The organism is Pseudomonas sp. L13 (assembly GCF_009935965.1).
Classification (GTDB): Bacteria; Pseudomonadota; Gammaproteobacteria; order Pseudomonadales; family Pseudomonadaceae; genus Aquipseudomonas; species Aquipseudomonas lactis.
This window is the reverse complement of the sequence record NZ_QODJ01000047.1, coordinates 1-15811: the sequence shown is the minus strand read 5'-3', so window position 1 is coordinate 15811 and position 15811 is coordinate 1. Positions and strand designations below refer to the sequence as shown.

Below are 15811 nucleotides of genomic sequence, written 5' to 3'. Positions count from 1 at the left end.
GCACCGATTTCCGAGCGCCACGCTCGTACCTCAACCCCGCCACTTGGCGGGGCTTTTTTTGCCTGTGTTTTTGTAGGAGCGAGCTTGCTCGCGAAGATCGTCAACGATGACGCGGGTCTTCTGGATAAACGCGGTGCCCTGGCGTTTTTCGCGAGCAAGAACTAGGCGTCCCCCTCGCTCCTACAGAGGACAGGCGTGAACCATCGATCACCCCAATTACAGAAAACCCTCGCGCGGCCGATAACAGGCTTATAGCACTTAGCCTTCATCCTCTCTTGTCACTGCGTGCTGCATGATGCAACCTTGCCGCAGTCGACAGTCAAGAGGGCGTGAGCCCAGCGCAGTGCGCATTTTCCCAAGCGAGTTTCCCCATGAAAAGCCAACCCGATGTCGCCCGTATGGCGGCCGAGGTAGTGACGCAATTACCGGTGCCTTCGCGCCTCGGTATGCTGCGTTTCGAGCGGCTTAATGAGGCAAGCTGGGCCCTGCTCTACCTCGACCCCAATTGCGAGCGCCAGTTCGGCCTGCCGGCGGTAGAACTCTGCGCCTTGATCGGCACGCCCTACGCCAGCCTGATGGAACCCCAGGCGCGCTACCAGCTACACGATGCGATTCAACAGCAACTGGCCCAGAGCCCCCATTATCTGGTGCGCTACACCCTGCACACCCATGACGGCCCGCTAAGCGTTTTGGAGATGGGCGAAGCCTACAAACAACATAACCGCCACCTAGTGCGGGGCTACCTGATGGTGGTCGAGGGGCTGTTCAGCGAGGCCAGCACGCCCGCCCCGACCGTCGACCTGGAAAACCAGAACAGCCGCCTGCAGATAGCCCTGGAGCTCAACCAGCGAGCGCAGCAGGAACAGTTGCAGCACCTGGAGCGAGTACGTGCCCAGCAGGAGTTGATCCTGCTGCTGGCGCGCCAACGCTACACCACGCCCAACTCTCTGCAAGAAGCCGCTGAACTGATCACGCGCAGCGCGTGCGATATCTACCAGATCGACTGCGCCAGCATCTGGAACCTTGAAGGCCATCACCTGGTACCGATCTCCGCCTATCACCGCGCCGATCAACAGCACCACCTGCCTGAAGCCATCGACGCCAGTGGCTTCCCGGATTACCTGGAAGCCCTGCATTCGAGCCGCGCGATTGATGCCACCCACGCCCTGCGCGACCCACGCACCCGGGAAATGGCCGAAAGCCTGCGCGCCAAGGACGTCCACGCGATGCTCGACGCCAGCATCCGTGTCGACGGCCAGGTCGTCGGCGTGCTGTGCCTGGAACAAGGCGGCAGCCCGCGCGCCTGGCAGTCCGATGAGATCGCGTTCGCCGGCGAGCTGGCAGACCAGTTCGCCCAGGTCATCAACAACCACAACCGCCGCACCGCCACCAGCGCGCTGCACCTGTTCCAGCGCGCGGTAGAGCAAAGCGCTAACGCGTTTTTGCTGGTCAATTGCGACGGCGTGGTGGAGTACGTCAACCCCAGCTTCACCGCGATTACCCAGTACAGCGCCGAAGAAGTCCACGGCCATCGCCTGGCCCAACTGCCGGCCCTGGAAAACCTCAGCGAATTGCTGTTCGATGCGCCCTCGGCCCTGGCCAAAAGCAACAGCTGGCAGGGTGAGTTCAAGAGCCGTCGCAAGAACCTGGAACCCTACTGGGGCCAGCTGTCGATTTCCAAAGTGTATGGCGACAACCGCGAGTTGACCCACTACATCGGCATCTACGAAGACATCACCCAGACCAAGCTGGCGCAGCAGCGCATCGAACGCCTGGCCTACACCGACAACCTGACCAACCTGGGCAATCGCCCGGCGTTCATTCGCAACCTCGACGAGCGCTTTGCCCGCGACAGCGACAGCCCGATCAGCCTGCTGTTGGTGGACATCGACAACTTCAAGCGCATCAACGACAGCCTCGGCCACCAGACCGGCGACAAGCTGTTGATCAGCCTGGCGCGCCGCCTGCGCAACAGCTTGAGCAGCGGCGGCAGCCTGGCGCGTTTTGCCAGTAACGAATTCGCAGTGCTGCTGGACGATGCCGACCTTGAGACCGGCCAGCAGGTGGCCAGCCAGTTGCTGGCCACCCTCGACAAGCCGATGTTCGTCGACAACCAACTGATCAGCGTCACCGGCTCCGTGGGCCTGGCCTGCGCGCCGCTGCATGGCCGCGACCCACAGACCCTGATGCGCAACGCCGGCCTGGCCCTGCACAAGGCCAAGGCCAACGGTAAACACCAGGTGCAGGTGTTTACCGAAGCCCTGAACGCCGAGGCCAGCTACAAGCTGTTCGTGGAAAACAACCTGCGCCGTGCCTTGACCCAGAACGAACTGGACGTGTTCTACCAGCCCAAGCTATGCCTGCGCAGCGGTCGCCTGCTGGGCATGGAAGCGCTGTTGCGCTGGAACCATCCGGAAAAGGGCATGATCCGCCCCGACCAGTTCATCAGCGTGGCCGAAGAAACCGGGCTGATTATCCCCATCGGCAAATGGATCGCGCGCCAGGCTTGCCGCATGAGCCGGCAATTGACGGCCGCAGGCCTGGGCAACTTGCAGGTGGCCATCAACCTGTCGCCCAAGCAATTCTCCGACCCGGACCTGGTGGCCTCGATTGCCACCATCCTCAAGGAGGAACAGCTGCCGGCCAACCTGCTGGAGCTGGAGCTGACCGAGGGCTTGCTGCTGGAAGCCACCGAAGATACGCGCCTGCAACTGGACCAGCTCAAGAGCTTCGGCCTGACCCTGGCGATGGACGACTTCGGCACCGGTTACTCGTCGCTGAGCTACTTGAAAAAATTCCCCATCGACATCATTAAGATTGATCGCAGCTTTATCCATGAAATCCCGGACAACCAGGACGACATGGAAATCACCTCGGCGGTGATCGCCATGGCCCACAACCTCAAGCTCAAGGTGGTGGCCGAAGGCATCGAGACCGCTGAGCAGCTGGCGTTCCTGCGCCGGCACCGTTGCGACGTGGGCCAGGGCTATTTGTTCGACCGCCCGATCCCCGGGGCCGAGCTGATGCAGAGGCTTAAACGCTACCCGCGCGGGCCAATCGCCTGACAGCGCTGTAACACTCGGGCACACTGGCTGTCTGACAATTTACTGTTACTCAACCTGACGAGAGGACTGATCATGGTCTTGCGCTCGGAAATTCTGGTGAATAAAAACGTGCTGCCTACTCAAGAACAAGCTCTGCCTGGCCGTGAAACCCCGATGAAGTTGCCCGAAACGCACTTCGTCAACGGCAACCCACTGCTGGGCCCGTTCCTGGATGACGTCGGCTTTGCAATCTTCGGCCTGGGCTGTTTCTGGGGCGCGGAACGCAAGTTCTGGCAGCGCGACGGCGTGGTCAGCACCGTGGTCGGTTACGCCGGCGGCTTTACGCCCAACCCGACTTATGAAGAAGTCTGCTCGGGCCTCACCGGCCATAGCGAAGTGGTGCTGGTGGTGTATGACCAGGCCAAGGTGAAATACGAAGACCTGCTGAAGATGTTCTGGGAACTGCACAACCCGACCCAGGGCATGCGCCAGGGCAACGACATCGGCAGCCAGTACCGTTCGGTGATCTATGCCACCACGCCTGAGCAACTGGCAGCGGCCAACGCCAGTGCCGAGGCGTATCAGCAAGAGCTGAGCAAGGCCGGCCTGGGTGAGATCACCACGGAAATCGAAGAGGCCCCGACGGTGTACTTCGCCGAGGCGTATCACCAGCAGTACCTGGCGAAGAATCCCCAGGGTTACTGTGGGATCGGCGGCACGGGCGTGACCTGCCCGATCTGACGCCGACCTCTGTAGGAGCGAGCTTGCTCGCGAAAAACCTGAGAGCGCCGCAGGGCGTCAGGTTTCCCGCGTTATCGTTAACGATTTTCGCGAGCAAGCTCGCTCCTACAGTGGGTTATTCGGCGATCAGCCAATCCATCTGCCAGCCACCCTGGGTCTGGCCCAACTGCTTGGACAACCACGGCAGCAACTCCCGCAGTTCCTCTTCCAAACCCCACGGTGGGTTGGCAATCGCCAGGCCCGAGCCGGTGAGGGTATTGGGCGTGTCCAGCGGATGCACCAGCAACTCCACACGCAGCAGCTTCGGCGCGCCAGTGCCGGCCAGGTCCTGGTAGAAACGGCGCAACATGCGCTGGTCTTTCACCGGGTACCAGATCGCCGCCACCGTCTGGCGCATACGGCTGACGGCTTCCTTGAGGGATGCCGCGCAACGCTGCATTTCGTCGAGCTTTTCAAACGGCGGGTCGATCAGCATCAGCGCGCGCTTTTCCGGCACCGGCAGCAAGGCCCGTGGCACATGCCAGCCTTCGCCCAAGTGCACTTTGACGCGGCGATCACCCTTCATGTTGTCCTTGAGCAGCACGCCATCTTCCGGGTGCTTCTCATTGAGCAGCACACGGTCCTGGGGCCGCGTGAGGCGGCGCGCCAGTTCCGGCGAGCCCGGGTAGTAGCGCAACTGGCCATCCGGGTTCATCTCGTGCAGCACGCGCATGTAGTCGGCGGTGAGCGGCGGCAGGTCGCTTGCGCCCCACAGGCGCGCGATGCCTTCCAGGTACTCACCAGTGCGGTTGGCCTGGTCGCCCTGCAGGTCGTACAAGCCAATGCCTGCGTGAGTGTCTAGGTAGGCGAACGGCTGCTCCTTGCGCGACATCAGGGCGATGAGGCGGGTCAAGGTCAGGTGTTTGAAGACATCGGCATGGTTGCCGGCGTGAAAGGCGTGACGATAATTCATGGTTGCTCCTGCGCAGGGGGCGAAGTTTACCTTCTACCGACGCAAAGGTGCAGGGCCGCACGGCAGGCGGCACGGATGTCACGCTATCACCAGGGGCTTAACTGAGTTGCGAGGCAAGGTAATCAGCCAATGCGCCATGGCTGATTTGCGGCCTGCGTGCGAAGTAGGCGACCTTGTGCTGCAAGGTGGCTGGCGTAAACGCGGTGTAGAGGTCAGGGCGCTGTTCCTGGAGCCATTGCAGCAGGTTGTCGACCAGCACCTGCGGAGACTGCTGGGCCATGTGCATCAGCAACGATGCCGGTACCTGCCACCACGGGCTGGTTGGGGCCGCAGTGACGGATTTGGGCGCCACCGACAGCGGCTGGCCGTTGACCAGGTAGCGCTGGAACACCGGCAACACGCGCGCCGCCTCGTCGCCTAATGACTGCAACATCGGCAAAAGGTGCGCGCCGTCCCAGAAACGCAAAAACACCGGCTGGCTTTGCGGCAGGTACACCTGGGTCAAGCCCTGCAAATGCGCGATCACCACCTCCGGCGGGCTGGATGAGACCGCCAGCCAGCCCCAATCCGACGCTTGTGTGGTGGCTATCCACTCGAGAAAGGCACTGCCCGGCTCAACGATGCCCACGTAGGGCATGACCTCATCCCAGTCAGCGTAGGCCGTGCCCGCCCAGATTGGTCGCGGCATCTTTGCAGCGGCTGTGGCTTGCCAGGCGGCAAGCGGCTTGGCGTCGCTGGCATTGCCCAGCACGGCGTACAGCTGTTCATCTGGCTGCAACGGGTAGTGCGCCAGCCAGGCATCGGGCGTCAAGGGCGCGGGCATCAGGACGCACTCCGTACAGGGGCGCCGATGTCACACTGGCCGTTTTTGCAGCGCTCGCATTCTTCACAGAACGGCGCGCTGCGTTTCAGGCTGACCACTTGCGCACGGCTTAACGGCGCGGGCACCACCGCCAATAAAGTTTCGTTCAATCCAGGCTTCAACGGCGCCGGTGTCGGGGCAGGCGCGCTGCCGAGCTGTATCGGCACGCTGCTGAATATCCCGCCCGCTGATAACGTGATCGACTGCCCGCCCGCCTGGATCGTCACGCTGGCACCCGCATCAATGATGATGCTTTGCCCGGCGCCCAGCGCAATGGTCTGCCCGGCCCGCATATGCTGCGAACCGCCGACCACCAGATGGTCATCCTGCTTGAGTTCGGTCAAACGGTTGCCGTGGGTGATGCGCTGCTCCTGGCCCTGCAACTCATGGCGCGACTCGCCGCCCACCTGCACGCGACGCTGATTACCGACCTGTACCTGTTGATCATGCAGCACATGCTGGGTCCAGTCCCGCTGGGCGCGCAGGTAGATTTCTTCGGCGCCCTTGCGGTCCTCGATACGCAGTTCGTTGTAGCCGCCACCGCCTGGGCTGCTCTGGCTACGCCAGAGACTGCGGGTCTTGTCCGCTGGCAGGTCGAGGGGCACAGGCGTGGCTGCGTTGGGCAGGCACCCCACCACCAGCGGCATGTCCATGTCGCCATTGACGAAGCCCACCAGCACTTCCATGCCCACCCGGGGGATCAGCACCACACCATAACGGTCATGGGCCCAGCCACTGGCTACCCGCAGCCAGCAACTGGAATGGTCGTTGTGCTCGCCGACACGATCCCAGGCCAGTTGCACCTTGACCCGGCCGTACTCGTCACAGTGGATCTCACTGTCAACCGGGCCGGTGACCACCGCACTTTGATACCCCGATACCGTCGGGCGCGTCTGCTCTGGCAAGGGCGGACGAAACACCGCATCCCAGGGTGCGACCACAAATGCGTTGCAATAGCCCTGGCGCAGTTCCCCTCCATCCTCCTCGGTGACCGCCTCCTCCAGCACCTGGGGCTGCTTGCCTTCATGGCGCACCTGCGTCACCAGCCACAAGTCATTCCAGTCCTCGCGGGGGTGCTCACGTAACTGCAAAAACCGGCCACTGGCCAACGCCGGCTCATCGCCCTGGCCATGGGCGCTGCGATAGTCGCTGCGGTGCCGCTCCAAGCCACGCTGGGCGAGATATTTGCCATGGGTGCGGTCGGAAAAGTTACCGGGGTAGTGCTGCGCTTCAAGCTTGGGCAATGACTCGTCGACGGCTGCGCTTTCCAGCTCGACATGGGGTTTGCGAAAGTCGTAATCGCGCAGGTTCAGCGCCGTGGTCCGGGTCGCCAATTGCAAGGTGAAGCGCTTGATCGCGGGGGTATCGGCCACCATTCCCGAACCTGGCCGGTAAGGGGTAGGCTGATCCATCTGGGCAAACACCGTCTGGTCATCGCCAAACACCAGCAGGTGTCCGTCGGGGGAATGCTGGAAGTGATAGTGAATCCCCAGCTCGGCACACAGGCGCTGAATGAACGCCAGGTCGCTCTCGCCGAACTGCACGCAATATTCACGCTCCGGGTATTCACCGCTCAACCGGAACTCAAAGCGATCACTGTGAATCCCCTGCCTGGCCAGCACCTGAGCAACAATCTGCGGCACCGTCTTATGCTGAAAAATGCGCTGGTGGCTGCTGTGTGCCAGGTACGCCAGATGCGGCGCAAGGCTGAGCTGGTAGCGCGTCAGGCGCCGGCCCGAGTCACCCTGGGCAACTCGATACACCAGGCCATGAACGCCATGCCCCTGATCATCGAAGCCCAAGTACACCTGGCGATGCAGCAAGCCCTCCAGGTCGATATCCGGCTGCTCGCAGACCAGCTCAAGTTCAAACCGATAAGGCTGGCTGATGGCCTCGGTGCCATCGAACGCGAACACCTTGAAGTCACTGGGCGCCCCATCCAGGGCCAGGGTAAATGCAGGTTGGTTGGCAGGAGCGAACATCCGGTGTTTCTCTGCGAAGGGTGGGCGGCCGATTCTGCACCAGCTTACGGCCGGCCTGGGCTCATACCGGGTAAATCAGTAAGGTCCTACCGCCGTCTTCATTTGGTGGGGGTAGCCGCGTGCTGAAGCACCATTGCGGTAAAAAAGCACACGTCTGACAGAATATTACGGCAGCCCAGTAGCCTGTTTCCTAAACGTAAAAACACCACCCCGAAAAGCCCCTTCATAACCACGACACCCTCTCATCACCTGTTTAAATTGCGCAGCCATGTTCATTCAAAAGGAATGTTTTCATGGCAGGCAATCGCCACTCTTCGAGCCGATCACTCTTGCTGGGGAATCTGTAATGTCCCAGCCCTATGCGTTTATCAATGACCAGCAACAGACCTCTGTGGAACTCAAGGCCACATTACGCTTAGGAAAGCACGCCGAAGCCAAGTTCGACGCGCTCAACGCGCACATTCGCAATGTGGTGGTGCTACCGGGGCAACTCATCATTATCGGCGACGACACCACCGCAGCCTGTACCCTGGAAGAGTCACGCTTGATGCGAGCCGCCTGGGATATTCGCCACAGCGTGATGGCCGAAGGCGGGGATGCCTTTGCACTGCACAACTATGATTTGCTGCAAAAGCTGCTGGGGTATACCTCACTGGGTATAGGCACGGCAGGTGATGCCTGGAGCAAGCATTTGCAAGACATTGCAAAAACCCTGGAAGAAATTGATGCCCTGCATAAACAGTCACTACGCCGGGGCGGTGGTGCCGCCAGAGAGGAGTTTCTCGCACGACGCCGAACACTGTTTGCAAGGCTGGACGCTCAACTGCGCGGTTTTGCGCGTTATGGCACGGGGCTGCGCAATGAAGGCTCGATCAAGAAAATGCTAGGTGTCTCGACTAGAAGCTATTTGCATACGGGGGAGATAAGCCGGTATCAAGAGACCATCGCACGGGTTTCGAAGACGGCGAAGCTGCTTAAAAACGGGACGCCGTTGGGGATAGCATTGAGTACGACGGTGACGGCGCTGGAGATAAAAGAGGCGTGTTCGACCGGGAGAGAGGAACAATGCAGAAAAGCGAAATATGTGGAGGCGGGTAAATTAACTTTCGGGGTTACAGGAGGGATTATTGGAGGTCAGATCGGCATGGGTTTGTGTGTGGCGGTCATGACCCCAACAACCGGACCACTAGCCTTGAGCTGCCTGTTGATAGCCGGGGGCGCGGTAGGCGCAACCTTAGGCAGTTGGGGGAGTGAGTTAGGCGCCATGGCTGGAGAGGTTTTATATGAGTACTGAGTACTTACTCAATCTCTCGGTAAGCGCCCAAATAGCGCTCAGCTCCGCAGGCTGTATGCTCATAGCAGTCATATTCGACATCTTCCTGGCTTATCGCAAACTAGAGAAGATGGAGCATCTGCTGAATCAATGCCGCCTCGTGAACGACTACAAATGTCTTCTGGGGAACAACCTTCAAGGGAGATTAGCCAGGCTATGCGTAGTCTATGTGGCGATCGCCCTGCCAAAGTGGAATGCAAAACGTCGCGTCATTAACGTAAGGCAGGTCGAAGAATTCCCTCGATACCTCAAGCTTATGCTTCATGGCATAGCTTTTATCGGCCTGATCGGGGCCGTTGGCGCGACGGTCTTTCATTTCAGGGATCAACTGAGTTTTTAAGCCGTGCACTACGCCTGTGAACCGCAAAAAAGGCCCGCAGTCCATGGGATGCGAGCCTTTTCAGTTAGCAAGACGTTAAACGCCGACGAATTACTTGTTCAAGTTGTAATCTTTTTCCGCAGCATCAAAACGCTCGACCATACCCACCGTCGGGGCGCCCATCTTGCTCACGAAGTAGATCGCCAGGCTGGCGAAGATGAAGCCTGGGATGATTTCGTACAGGCCCAGCAATTCGAAGTGTTTCCATACGATCACGGTGATCGCGCCGACCAGGATGCCAGCCAGTGCGCCGTTGCGGGTCATGTGTTTCCAGATTACCGAGATCAGTACCACAGGGCCGAAGGCCGCGCCGAAACCGGCCCAGGCGTAGCTGACCAGGCCCAGTACGCGGTTTTCCGGGTTGGCGGCCATGGCGATGGCGATCAAGGCCACGACCAGCACCATCAGGCGACCGACCCATACCAGTTCACGCTGGGACGCGCCCTTGCGCAGGAAAGCCTTGTAGAAGTCTTCGGTCAGGGCGCTGGAGCACACCAGCAATTGGCAGCTCAGGGTGCTCATCACCGCCGCCAGAATGGCCGACAGCAACACACCGGCAACCCATGGGTTGAACAGGATCTTGGCCAGTTCGATAAACACACGCTCCGGGTTTTCAGTCACCGGGCCTGCCACTTCCGGGTGCGCCGAGAAGTAAGCGATACCGAAGAAGCCCACCGCCACGGTGCCGCCCAAGCACAGGATCATCCAGGTCATGGAAATACGACGCGCCTTGGCGATCGACTTCACCGAGTCCGCCGCCATGAAACGCGCGAGGATGTGCGGTTGGCCGAAGTAGCCCAGGCCCCAGCCCATCAGCGAAATAACGCCGATGAAGGTGGTGTTTTTCAGCATGTCGAAGCTGGTCGGGTCCTTGGCTTCAATGGCCAGGAAGGTGGTGTCTACGCCGCCGGTGGCCAGCAGCACGATGATCGGCGTGAGGATCAGCGCGAAGATCATCAACGTGGCTTGCACGGTGTCGGTCCAGCTGACGGCCAGGAAACCACCGATGAAGGTGTAGGCAATGGTCGCTGCAGCACCGGCCCACAGCGCGGTCTCGTAGGACATGCCGAAGGTGCTTTCGAACAGGCGGGCGCCGGCGACGATGCCGGAGGCGCAGTAGATGGTGAAGAACACCAGGATCACCACGGCGGAGATGATCCGCAGCAGGCCGCTCTTATCTTCGAAGCGGCTGGAGAAGTAATCCGGCAGGGTCAGGGCGTCGCCGTTGTGTTCGGTCTGCACGCGCAGGCGGCCAGCCACGAACAACCAGTTGAGGTAAGCACCGACGATCAGGCCGATGGCAATCCAGCTTTCCGACAGACCCGACATGTAGATCGCGCCCGGCAAGCCCATCAACAGCCAGCCGCTCATGTCGGAAGCACCGGCGGACAGAGCTGTCACCACGCTACCGAGGCTGCGACCGCCCAGGATGTAATCGGAAAGGTTGTTGGTGGAGCGATAGGCCATCAGGCCGATCAGCACCATTGCTGCGATGTAGATCACGAACGTGATCAGGGTTGGATTACTAACGCTCATAGGAGTGACGCCCTGGCTTTGTTTTTATGTAGCGACGGTCATGGGGACGGCCACCCTTGGATAACCGGATAGACGAACCTGCATGCCGCGCATTTATGACTGGCGTTTCCCCAGGAAAGCCGCCAGCCGATGAACCCACCCTGAGGGTTGGTTGCACCTTGGTGCGCGAATGCTATTCAACAAAGCAAATAAGGTGCAACCAGTTTCTGCCGATTAAGTTGCACCCAAGTATGTTTTAGGACAAACGCGCTTTTTTTGCTCCTTTTCGGAGCAAGAACAGCCGATCTCAGAAGCAAATGCACCAGCACGGAGCGGATTCGGTCGTCGGTTTATTTTTTTCCGATCAAGCGTAGAACATTTAACCAACAAAAGGGTTGCACCCGGTTGCACCTCGAGATGGGCAAAGCTAATCTTGCCGCCAGCAGATGCCACTCGGTAGTGGCACCCATGAGGATAAAAAAATGGCAACGACCACCCTTGGGGTCAAACTCGACGACCCGACCCGCGAACGCCTGAAGGCCGCCGCGACCTCCATTGATCGCACGCCGCACTGGCTGATCAAGCAGGCGATTTTCAATTACCTGGAGAAACTCGAGGGTGGTGCAACCCTGTCCGAGCTCAATGGCTTGAGCAGCAAGGAGGCCGATGATGCCGGCGAGGTCCAGGCCGACCACGCCCACCAGTGCTTCCTTGAGTTCGCCGAGAGCATCCTGCCGCAATCGGTATTGCGTGCCGCGATCACCGCCGCTTACCGCCGCCCCGAGCCGGAAGTGGTGCCGATGCTGATCGAACAGGCGCGCCTGCCGGCACCGATGGCCGAAGCCACCAACAAGCTGGCCGCGAGCATTGCCGAAAAACTGCGCAATCAGAAGAGTGCCGGCGGCCGTGCCGGTATTGTTCAGGGCCTGCTGCAAGAATTCTCCCTGTCGTCCCAGGAAGGCGTGGCGCTGATGTGCCTGGCCGAAGCGCTGCTGCGCATCCCGGACAAAGGCACCCGCGATGCGCTGATCCGCGACAAGATCAGCACCGGCAACTGGCAGCCGCACCTGGGCAACAGCCCATCGCTGTTCGTCAACGCCGCCACCTGGGGCCTGCTGCTGACTGGCAAGCTGGTGTCGACCCACAACGAAGCGGGCCTGACCTCGTCCCTGAGCCGCATCATCGGCAAGAGCGGCGAGCCGATGATCCGCAAGGGCGTCGACATGGCCATGCGCCTGATGGGCGAGCAGTTCGTCACCGGCGAAACCATCGCCGAAGCCCTGGCCAATGCGAGCAAATTCGAAGCCAAGGGCTTCCGCTATTCCTACGACATGCTCGGTGAAGCCGCGCTCACCGAACACGACGCCCAGAAGTACCTGGCCTCGTACGAACAAGCCATTCACTCCATCGGCAAAGCTTCCCATGGCCGTGGGATCTATGAAGGCCCGGGCATCTCCATCAAGCTCTCCGCCCTGCACCCGCGCTACAGCCGTGCGCAGTACGAGCGCGTGATGGACGAGCTGTACCCGCGCCTGCTATCGCTGACCTTGCTGGCCAAGCAGTACGACATCGGCCTGAACATCGACGCCGAAGAAGCCGACCGCCTGGAGCTGTCCCTGGACCTGCTCGAGCGCCTGTGCTTCGAGCCGCAATTGACCGGCTGGAACGGCATCGGCTTTGTGATCCAGGCGTACCAGAAGCGTTGCCCGTATGTGATCGACTACGTCATCGACCTGGCCCGCCGCAGCCGCCATCGCCTGATGATCCGCCTGGTAAAAGGCGCGTACTGGGACAGCGAAATCAAGCGCGCCCAGGTCGAAGGCCTGGAAGGCTACCCGGTGTACACCCGCAAGGTGTACACCGACGTTTCCTACATTGCCTGCGCACGCAAACTGCTGTCGGTACCGGAAGTCATCTATCCGCAGTTCGCCACGCACAACGCCCACACCCTGTCGGCTATCTACCATATCGCCGGTCAGAATTATTACCCCGGCCAGTACGAGTTCCAGTGCCTGCACGGCATGGGTGAACCGCTGTACGAACAGGTTGTAGGCAAGGTTTCCGAAGGCAAGCTGAACCGTCCGTGCCGTGTGTACGCGCCGGTGGGTACCCACGAAACACTGCTGGCTTACCTGGTACGCCGCCTGCTGGAAAACGGCGCCAACACCTCGTTCGTCAACCGTATCGCTGACCAGTCCATCTCGATCCAGGAACTGGTAGCCGACCCGGTGGCCAGCATCGAGCAAATGGCAACCCAGGAAGGCGGTTTCGGCCTGCCGCACCCGCGCATTCCGTTGCCGCGCGACCTGTACGGCAGCGACCGCGCCAACTCGGCCGGTATCGACCTGGCCAACGAACATCGCCTGGCCTCGTTGTCCTGCGCCCTGCTCGCCACTGCTCACAACAACTGGAAGGCCGCACCGATGCTCGGTTGCGCCGCCAGCAATGAAGCGGCACAACCGGTGCTGAACCCGTCCGACCTGCGTGACGTGGTCGGCCAGGTACAGGAAGCCACCGTCGAAGACGTCGACAACGCCATCCAGTGCGCCATCAGCGCCGCGCCGATCTGGCAGGCCACCCCGCCCGCCGAACGCGCTGCCATCCTGGAGCGCGCCGCCGACCTGATGGAAGGCGAGATCCAGCCGCTGATGGGCCTGCTGGCCCGTGAAGCCGGCAAGACCTTCGCCAACGCCATCGCCGAAGTGCGTGAAGCCGTGGACTTCCTGCGTTACTACGCGGTGCAGGCGCGCAACGACTTTACCAATGACGCCCACCGCCCATTGGGCCCGGTAGTGTGCATCAGCCCGTGGAACTTCCCGCTCGCCATCTTCAGTGGCCAGGTAGCTGCAGCCCTGGCTGCCGGTAACCCGGTACTGGCCAAGCCTGCCGAGCAGACGCCGCTGGTGGCTGCCCAGGCCGTGCGTATCCTGCTTGAAGCCGGTATTCCGGAAGGCGTGCTGCAATTACTCCCAGGCCAGGGCGAAAGCGTCGGTGCCCGCCTGGTGGGTGATGATCGCGTCAAAGGCGTGATGTTCACCGGTTCCACCGAAGTGGCGCGCCTGCTGCAACGCAATGTCGCCGGTCGCCTGGATGCCCAGGGTCGCCCGATTCCGCTGATCGCCGAAACCGGTGGCCAGAACGCGATGATCGTGGACTCCTCGGCGCTGACCGAACAAGTGGTGATCGACGTCGTCTCGTCGGCCTTCGACAGCGCCGGTCAGCGTTGCTCGGCCCTGCGCGTACTGTGCCTGCAGGAAGATTCGGCAGACCGTGTAGTCGAAATGCTCAAGGGCGCCATGGCTGAATGCCGCCTGGGTAACCCGGAACGCCTGTCGGTGGACATCGGCCCGGTGATCGATGCCGAGGCCAAGGCTGGTATCGAGAAACACATCCAGGCCATGCGCGACAAAGGCCGCAACGTTTACCAAGTGGCGATTGCCGACGGTGAAGAGATCAAGCGCGGCACCTTCGTGATGCCGACCCTGATCGAGCTGGAAAGCTTCGACGAGCTGCAACGCGAGATCTTCGGCCCGGTACTGCACGTTGTGCGCTACAAGCGCAAAGAGATCGACCAACTCATCGGCCAGATCAACGCTTCCGGCTACGGCCTGACACTGGGCGTGCACACGCGCATCGACGAGACCATCGCCAAGGTGATCGACAACGTCAATGCCGGTAACGTCTACGTCAACCGCAACATTGTGGGTGCCGTGGTCGGCGTGCAACCGTTCGGCGGCGAAGGCCTGTCGGGCACTGGCCCGAAAGCCGGTGGCCCGCTGTACCTGTACCGTTTGCTGTCGACTCGTCCTACCGATGCGATCGAGCAATCCTTCGTACGGGGCGACAAGTTGGCCGCGCCGGATGTACGCCTGCGTGATGCCATGAGCCAATCGCTGACCGCCCTGAAAACCTGGGCCGACAGCCATAAGTTCAGTGAACTGAGCGCCCTGTGCACGCAGTTCGCCGCCCAGTCGCAAAGCGGTATCACCCGCCAACTGGCCGGCCCGACCGGCGAGCGCAACAGCTACGCCATCCTGCCGCGCGAGCACGTGCTGTGCCTGGCCGAAGTGGAAGGCGACCTGCTGACCCAACTGGCGGCGGTATTGGCCGTCGGTGGTTCGGCGGTATGGCCGGAAACCGAGCTGACCAAGGCCATGTTCCCACGCTTGCCGAAAGAGATTCAGGCGAAGATCAAGCGCGTGGCCGACTGGACCAAGGACGACGTGGTGTTTGACGCCGTGCTGCATCACGGTGATTCCGACCAACTGCGTGCGGTGTGCCAGCAAGTGGCGCAGCGCGGTGGGGCGATTGTTGGGGTGCATGGTATGTCGCAAGGCGAAACGGCGATTGCGCTGGAGCGTCTGGTGATCGAGCGTGCGTTGAGCGTTAACACTGCTGCAGCGGGTGGTAACGCCAGCCTGATGACCATCGGCTAACTGACACAGTGCAGTAAAAGTGTGGGAGCTGGCTTGCCTGCGATAGCGGCCGGTCAGCTTGCACTTCTACTACTGACCCACCGCTATCGCAGGCAAGCCAGCTCCCACAGTTGACCGCGCCCGACCACACACTCCACGATGCGAAGCGAGCCGCTCTTGATCTTGATCTGCTCTTGATCTTAGGCGCCCCGTTAAACCACGCTGGCCGGAATTCGACAGTGATTTGGGGGGTAAACCGGCAGGGATGCCGGTTTAGCCGCCCCGCGCCATGGATGGCGCGTGGCGGCGGCCCCCCAAATCACTGGCGGATTACGGGCACACCGAGCCACAGCGAGGTGCCGAGTGGTGGGGCAAGAGCGTTTTGCTTACTTTGCCGCTTTTGCAAAGTGAGCCGCCGTCAGGGCGGAACCCTAAGTGGCCGTTACCTAAATAACGGATATGTACCCGGTCCAACTGTGTTGACTGTTAGGCCGCCTTCGCGAGCAAGCCCGCTCTTATCAAACAAAAAATAACTCATTGTTTTTGCTCTTAAAAATCACGCCGCTTTAACCAGCTGCATCCCCAGCT

Annotated in this window: 9 protein-coding genes and 1 pseudogene; 5 read left to right on the top strand and 5 right to left on the bottom strand. The window is 61.0% G+C overall.

The annotated features are described in order from the left end of the window. Positions 1 to 371: 371 nt before the first annotated feature. On the top strand, positions 372 to 3065 hold the full coding sequence (locus DK871_RS20965; RefSeq protein WP_161906467.1) for a bifunctional diguanylate cyclase/phosphodiesterase: 2694 nt from the start codon (positions 372 to 374) through the stop codon (positions 3063 to 3065). 72 nt (positions 3066 to 3137) lie between these two features. Beyond that, a complete protein-coding gene (msrA, locus tag DK871_RS20960) occupies positions 3138 to 3785 on the top strand; it encodes a peptide-methionine (S)-S-oxide reductase MsrA (protein WP_161906466.1) in 648 nt (215 codons plus the stop codon). A 10-nt stretch (positions 3786 to 3795) separates the two neighbouring features. On the opposite strand, the pseudogene DK871_RS29290 reads toward msrA, so the two are convergent. The 4 genes and pseudogenes from DK871_RS29290 to DK871_RS20945 form a co-directional block, all read right to left on the bottom strand. Beyond that, positions 3796 to 3882: pseudogene (locus tag DK871_RS29290) on the bottom strand (outer membrane lipoprotein carrier protein LolA); the annotation flags it as partial. 18 nt (positions 3883 to 3900) lie between these two features. Then, a complete protein-coding gene (locus DK871_RS20955) occupies positions 3901 to 4737 on the bottom strand; it encodes a 23S rRNA (adenine(2030)-N(6))-methyltransferase RlmJ (RefSeq protein WP_032893901.1) in 837 nt (278 codons plus the stop codon). A gap of 97 nt (positions 4738 to 4834) precedes the next feature. After that, a complete protein-coding gene (locus tag DK871_RS20950) occupies positions 4835 to 5560 on the bottom strand; it encodes a DUF4123 domain-containing protein (protein WP_161906465.1) in 726 nt (241 codons plus the stop codon). Further along, positions 5560 to 7581, bottom strand: coding sequence for a type VI secretion system tip protein VgrG (locus DK871_RS20945; RefSeq protein ID WP_161906464.1), 2022 nt, complete (start codon positions 7579 to 7581; stop codon positions 5560 to 5562). The genes DK871_RS20950 and DK871_RS20945 overlap by 1 nt, the downstream gene beginning before the upstream one ends. A gap of 346 nt (positions 7582 to 7927) precedes the next feature. On the opposite strand from DK871_RS20945, the gene DK871_RS20940 reads away from it, so the two are divergent. Further along, positions 7928 to 8875: a hypothetical protein gene (locus DK871_RS20940; RefSeq protein WP_161906463.1), complete on the top strand. Its 948-nt coding sequence runs from the start codon at positions 7928 to 7930 to the stop codon at positions 8873 to 8875. Beyond that, complete coding sequence (locus DK871_RS20935; RefSeq protein ID WP_153474505.1) at positions 8865 to 9254, top strand: hypothetical protein; 390 nt, start codon at positions 8865 to 8867, stop codon at positions 9252 to 9254. Before DK871_RS20940 ends, DK871_RS20935 begins: the two co-directional genes overlap by 11 nt. 90 nt (positions 9255 to 9344) lie before the next feature. On the opposite strand, the gene putP is transcribed toward DK871_RS20935, so the two are convergent. Then, on the bottom strand, positions 9345 to 10829 hold the full coding sequence (gene putP, locus DK871_RS20930; RefSeq protein WP_014716616.1) for a sodium/proline symporter PutP: 1485 nt from the start codon (positions 10827 to 10829) through the stop codon (positions 9345 to 9347). Positions 10830 to 11290: 461 nt separating this feature from the next. Here putP and putA point away from each other — a divergent pair, with 461 nt between their 5' ends. Beyond that, entirely contained in the window at positions 11291 to 15244 is a 3954-nt protein-coding gene (gene putA / locus DK871_RS20925; protein WP_161906462.1) for a trifunctional transcriptional regulator/proline dehydrogenase/L-glutamate gamma-semialdehyde dehydrogenase, read from the top strand. The last annotated feature ends 567 nt before the right edge of the window (positions 15245 to 15811 follow it).

What these genes read in the sequence shown, in the direction of transcription:
- DK871_RS20945 (WP_161906464.1), bottom strand. Translation starts at nt 7,581, where the DNA reads ATGTTCGCTCCTGCCAACCAACCTGCATTTACCCTGGCCCTGGATGGG.
- DK871_RS20950 (WP_161906465.1), bottom strand. Translation starts at nt 5,560, where the DNA reads ATGCCCGCGCCCTTGACGCCCGATGCCTGGCTGGCGCACTACCCGTTG.
- msrA (WP_161906466.1), top strand. Translation starts at nt 3,138, where the DNA reads ATGGTCTTGCGCTCGGAAATTCTGGTGAATAAAAACGTGCTGCCTACT.
- DK871_RS20940 (WP_161906463.1), top strand. Translation starts at nt 7,928, where the DNA reads ATGTCCCAGCCCTATGCGTTTATCAATGACCAGCAACAGACCTCTGTG.
- DK871_RS20935 (WP_153474505.1), top strand. Translation starts at nt 8,865, where the DNA reads ATGAGTACTGAGTACTTACTCAATCTCTCGGTAAGCGCCCAAATAGCG.
- DK871_RS20955 (WP_032893901.1), bottom strand. Translation starts at nt 4,737, where the DNA reads ATGAATTATCGTCACGCCTTTCACGCCGGCAACCATGCCGATGTCTTC.
- putA (WP_161906462.1), top strand. Translation starts at nt 11,291, where the DNA reads ATGGCAACGACCACCCTTGGGGTCAAACTCGACGACCCGACCCGCGAA.
- putP (WP_014716616.1), bottom strand. Translation starts at nt 10,829, where the DNA reads ATGAGCGTTAGTAATCCAACCCTGATCACGTTCGTGATCTACATCGCA.
- DK871_RS20965 (WP_161906467.1), top strand. Translation starts at nt 372, where the DNA reads ATGAAAAGCCAACCCGATGTCGCCCGTATGGCGGCCGAGGTAGTGACG.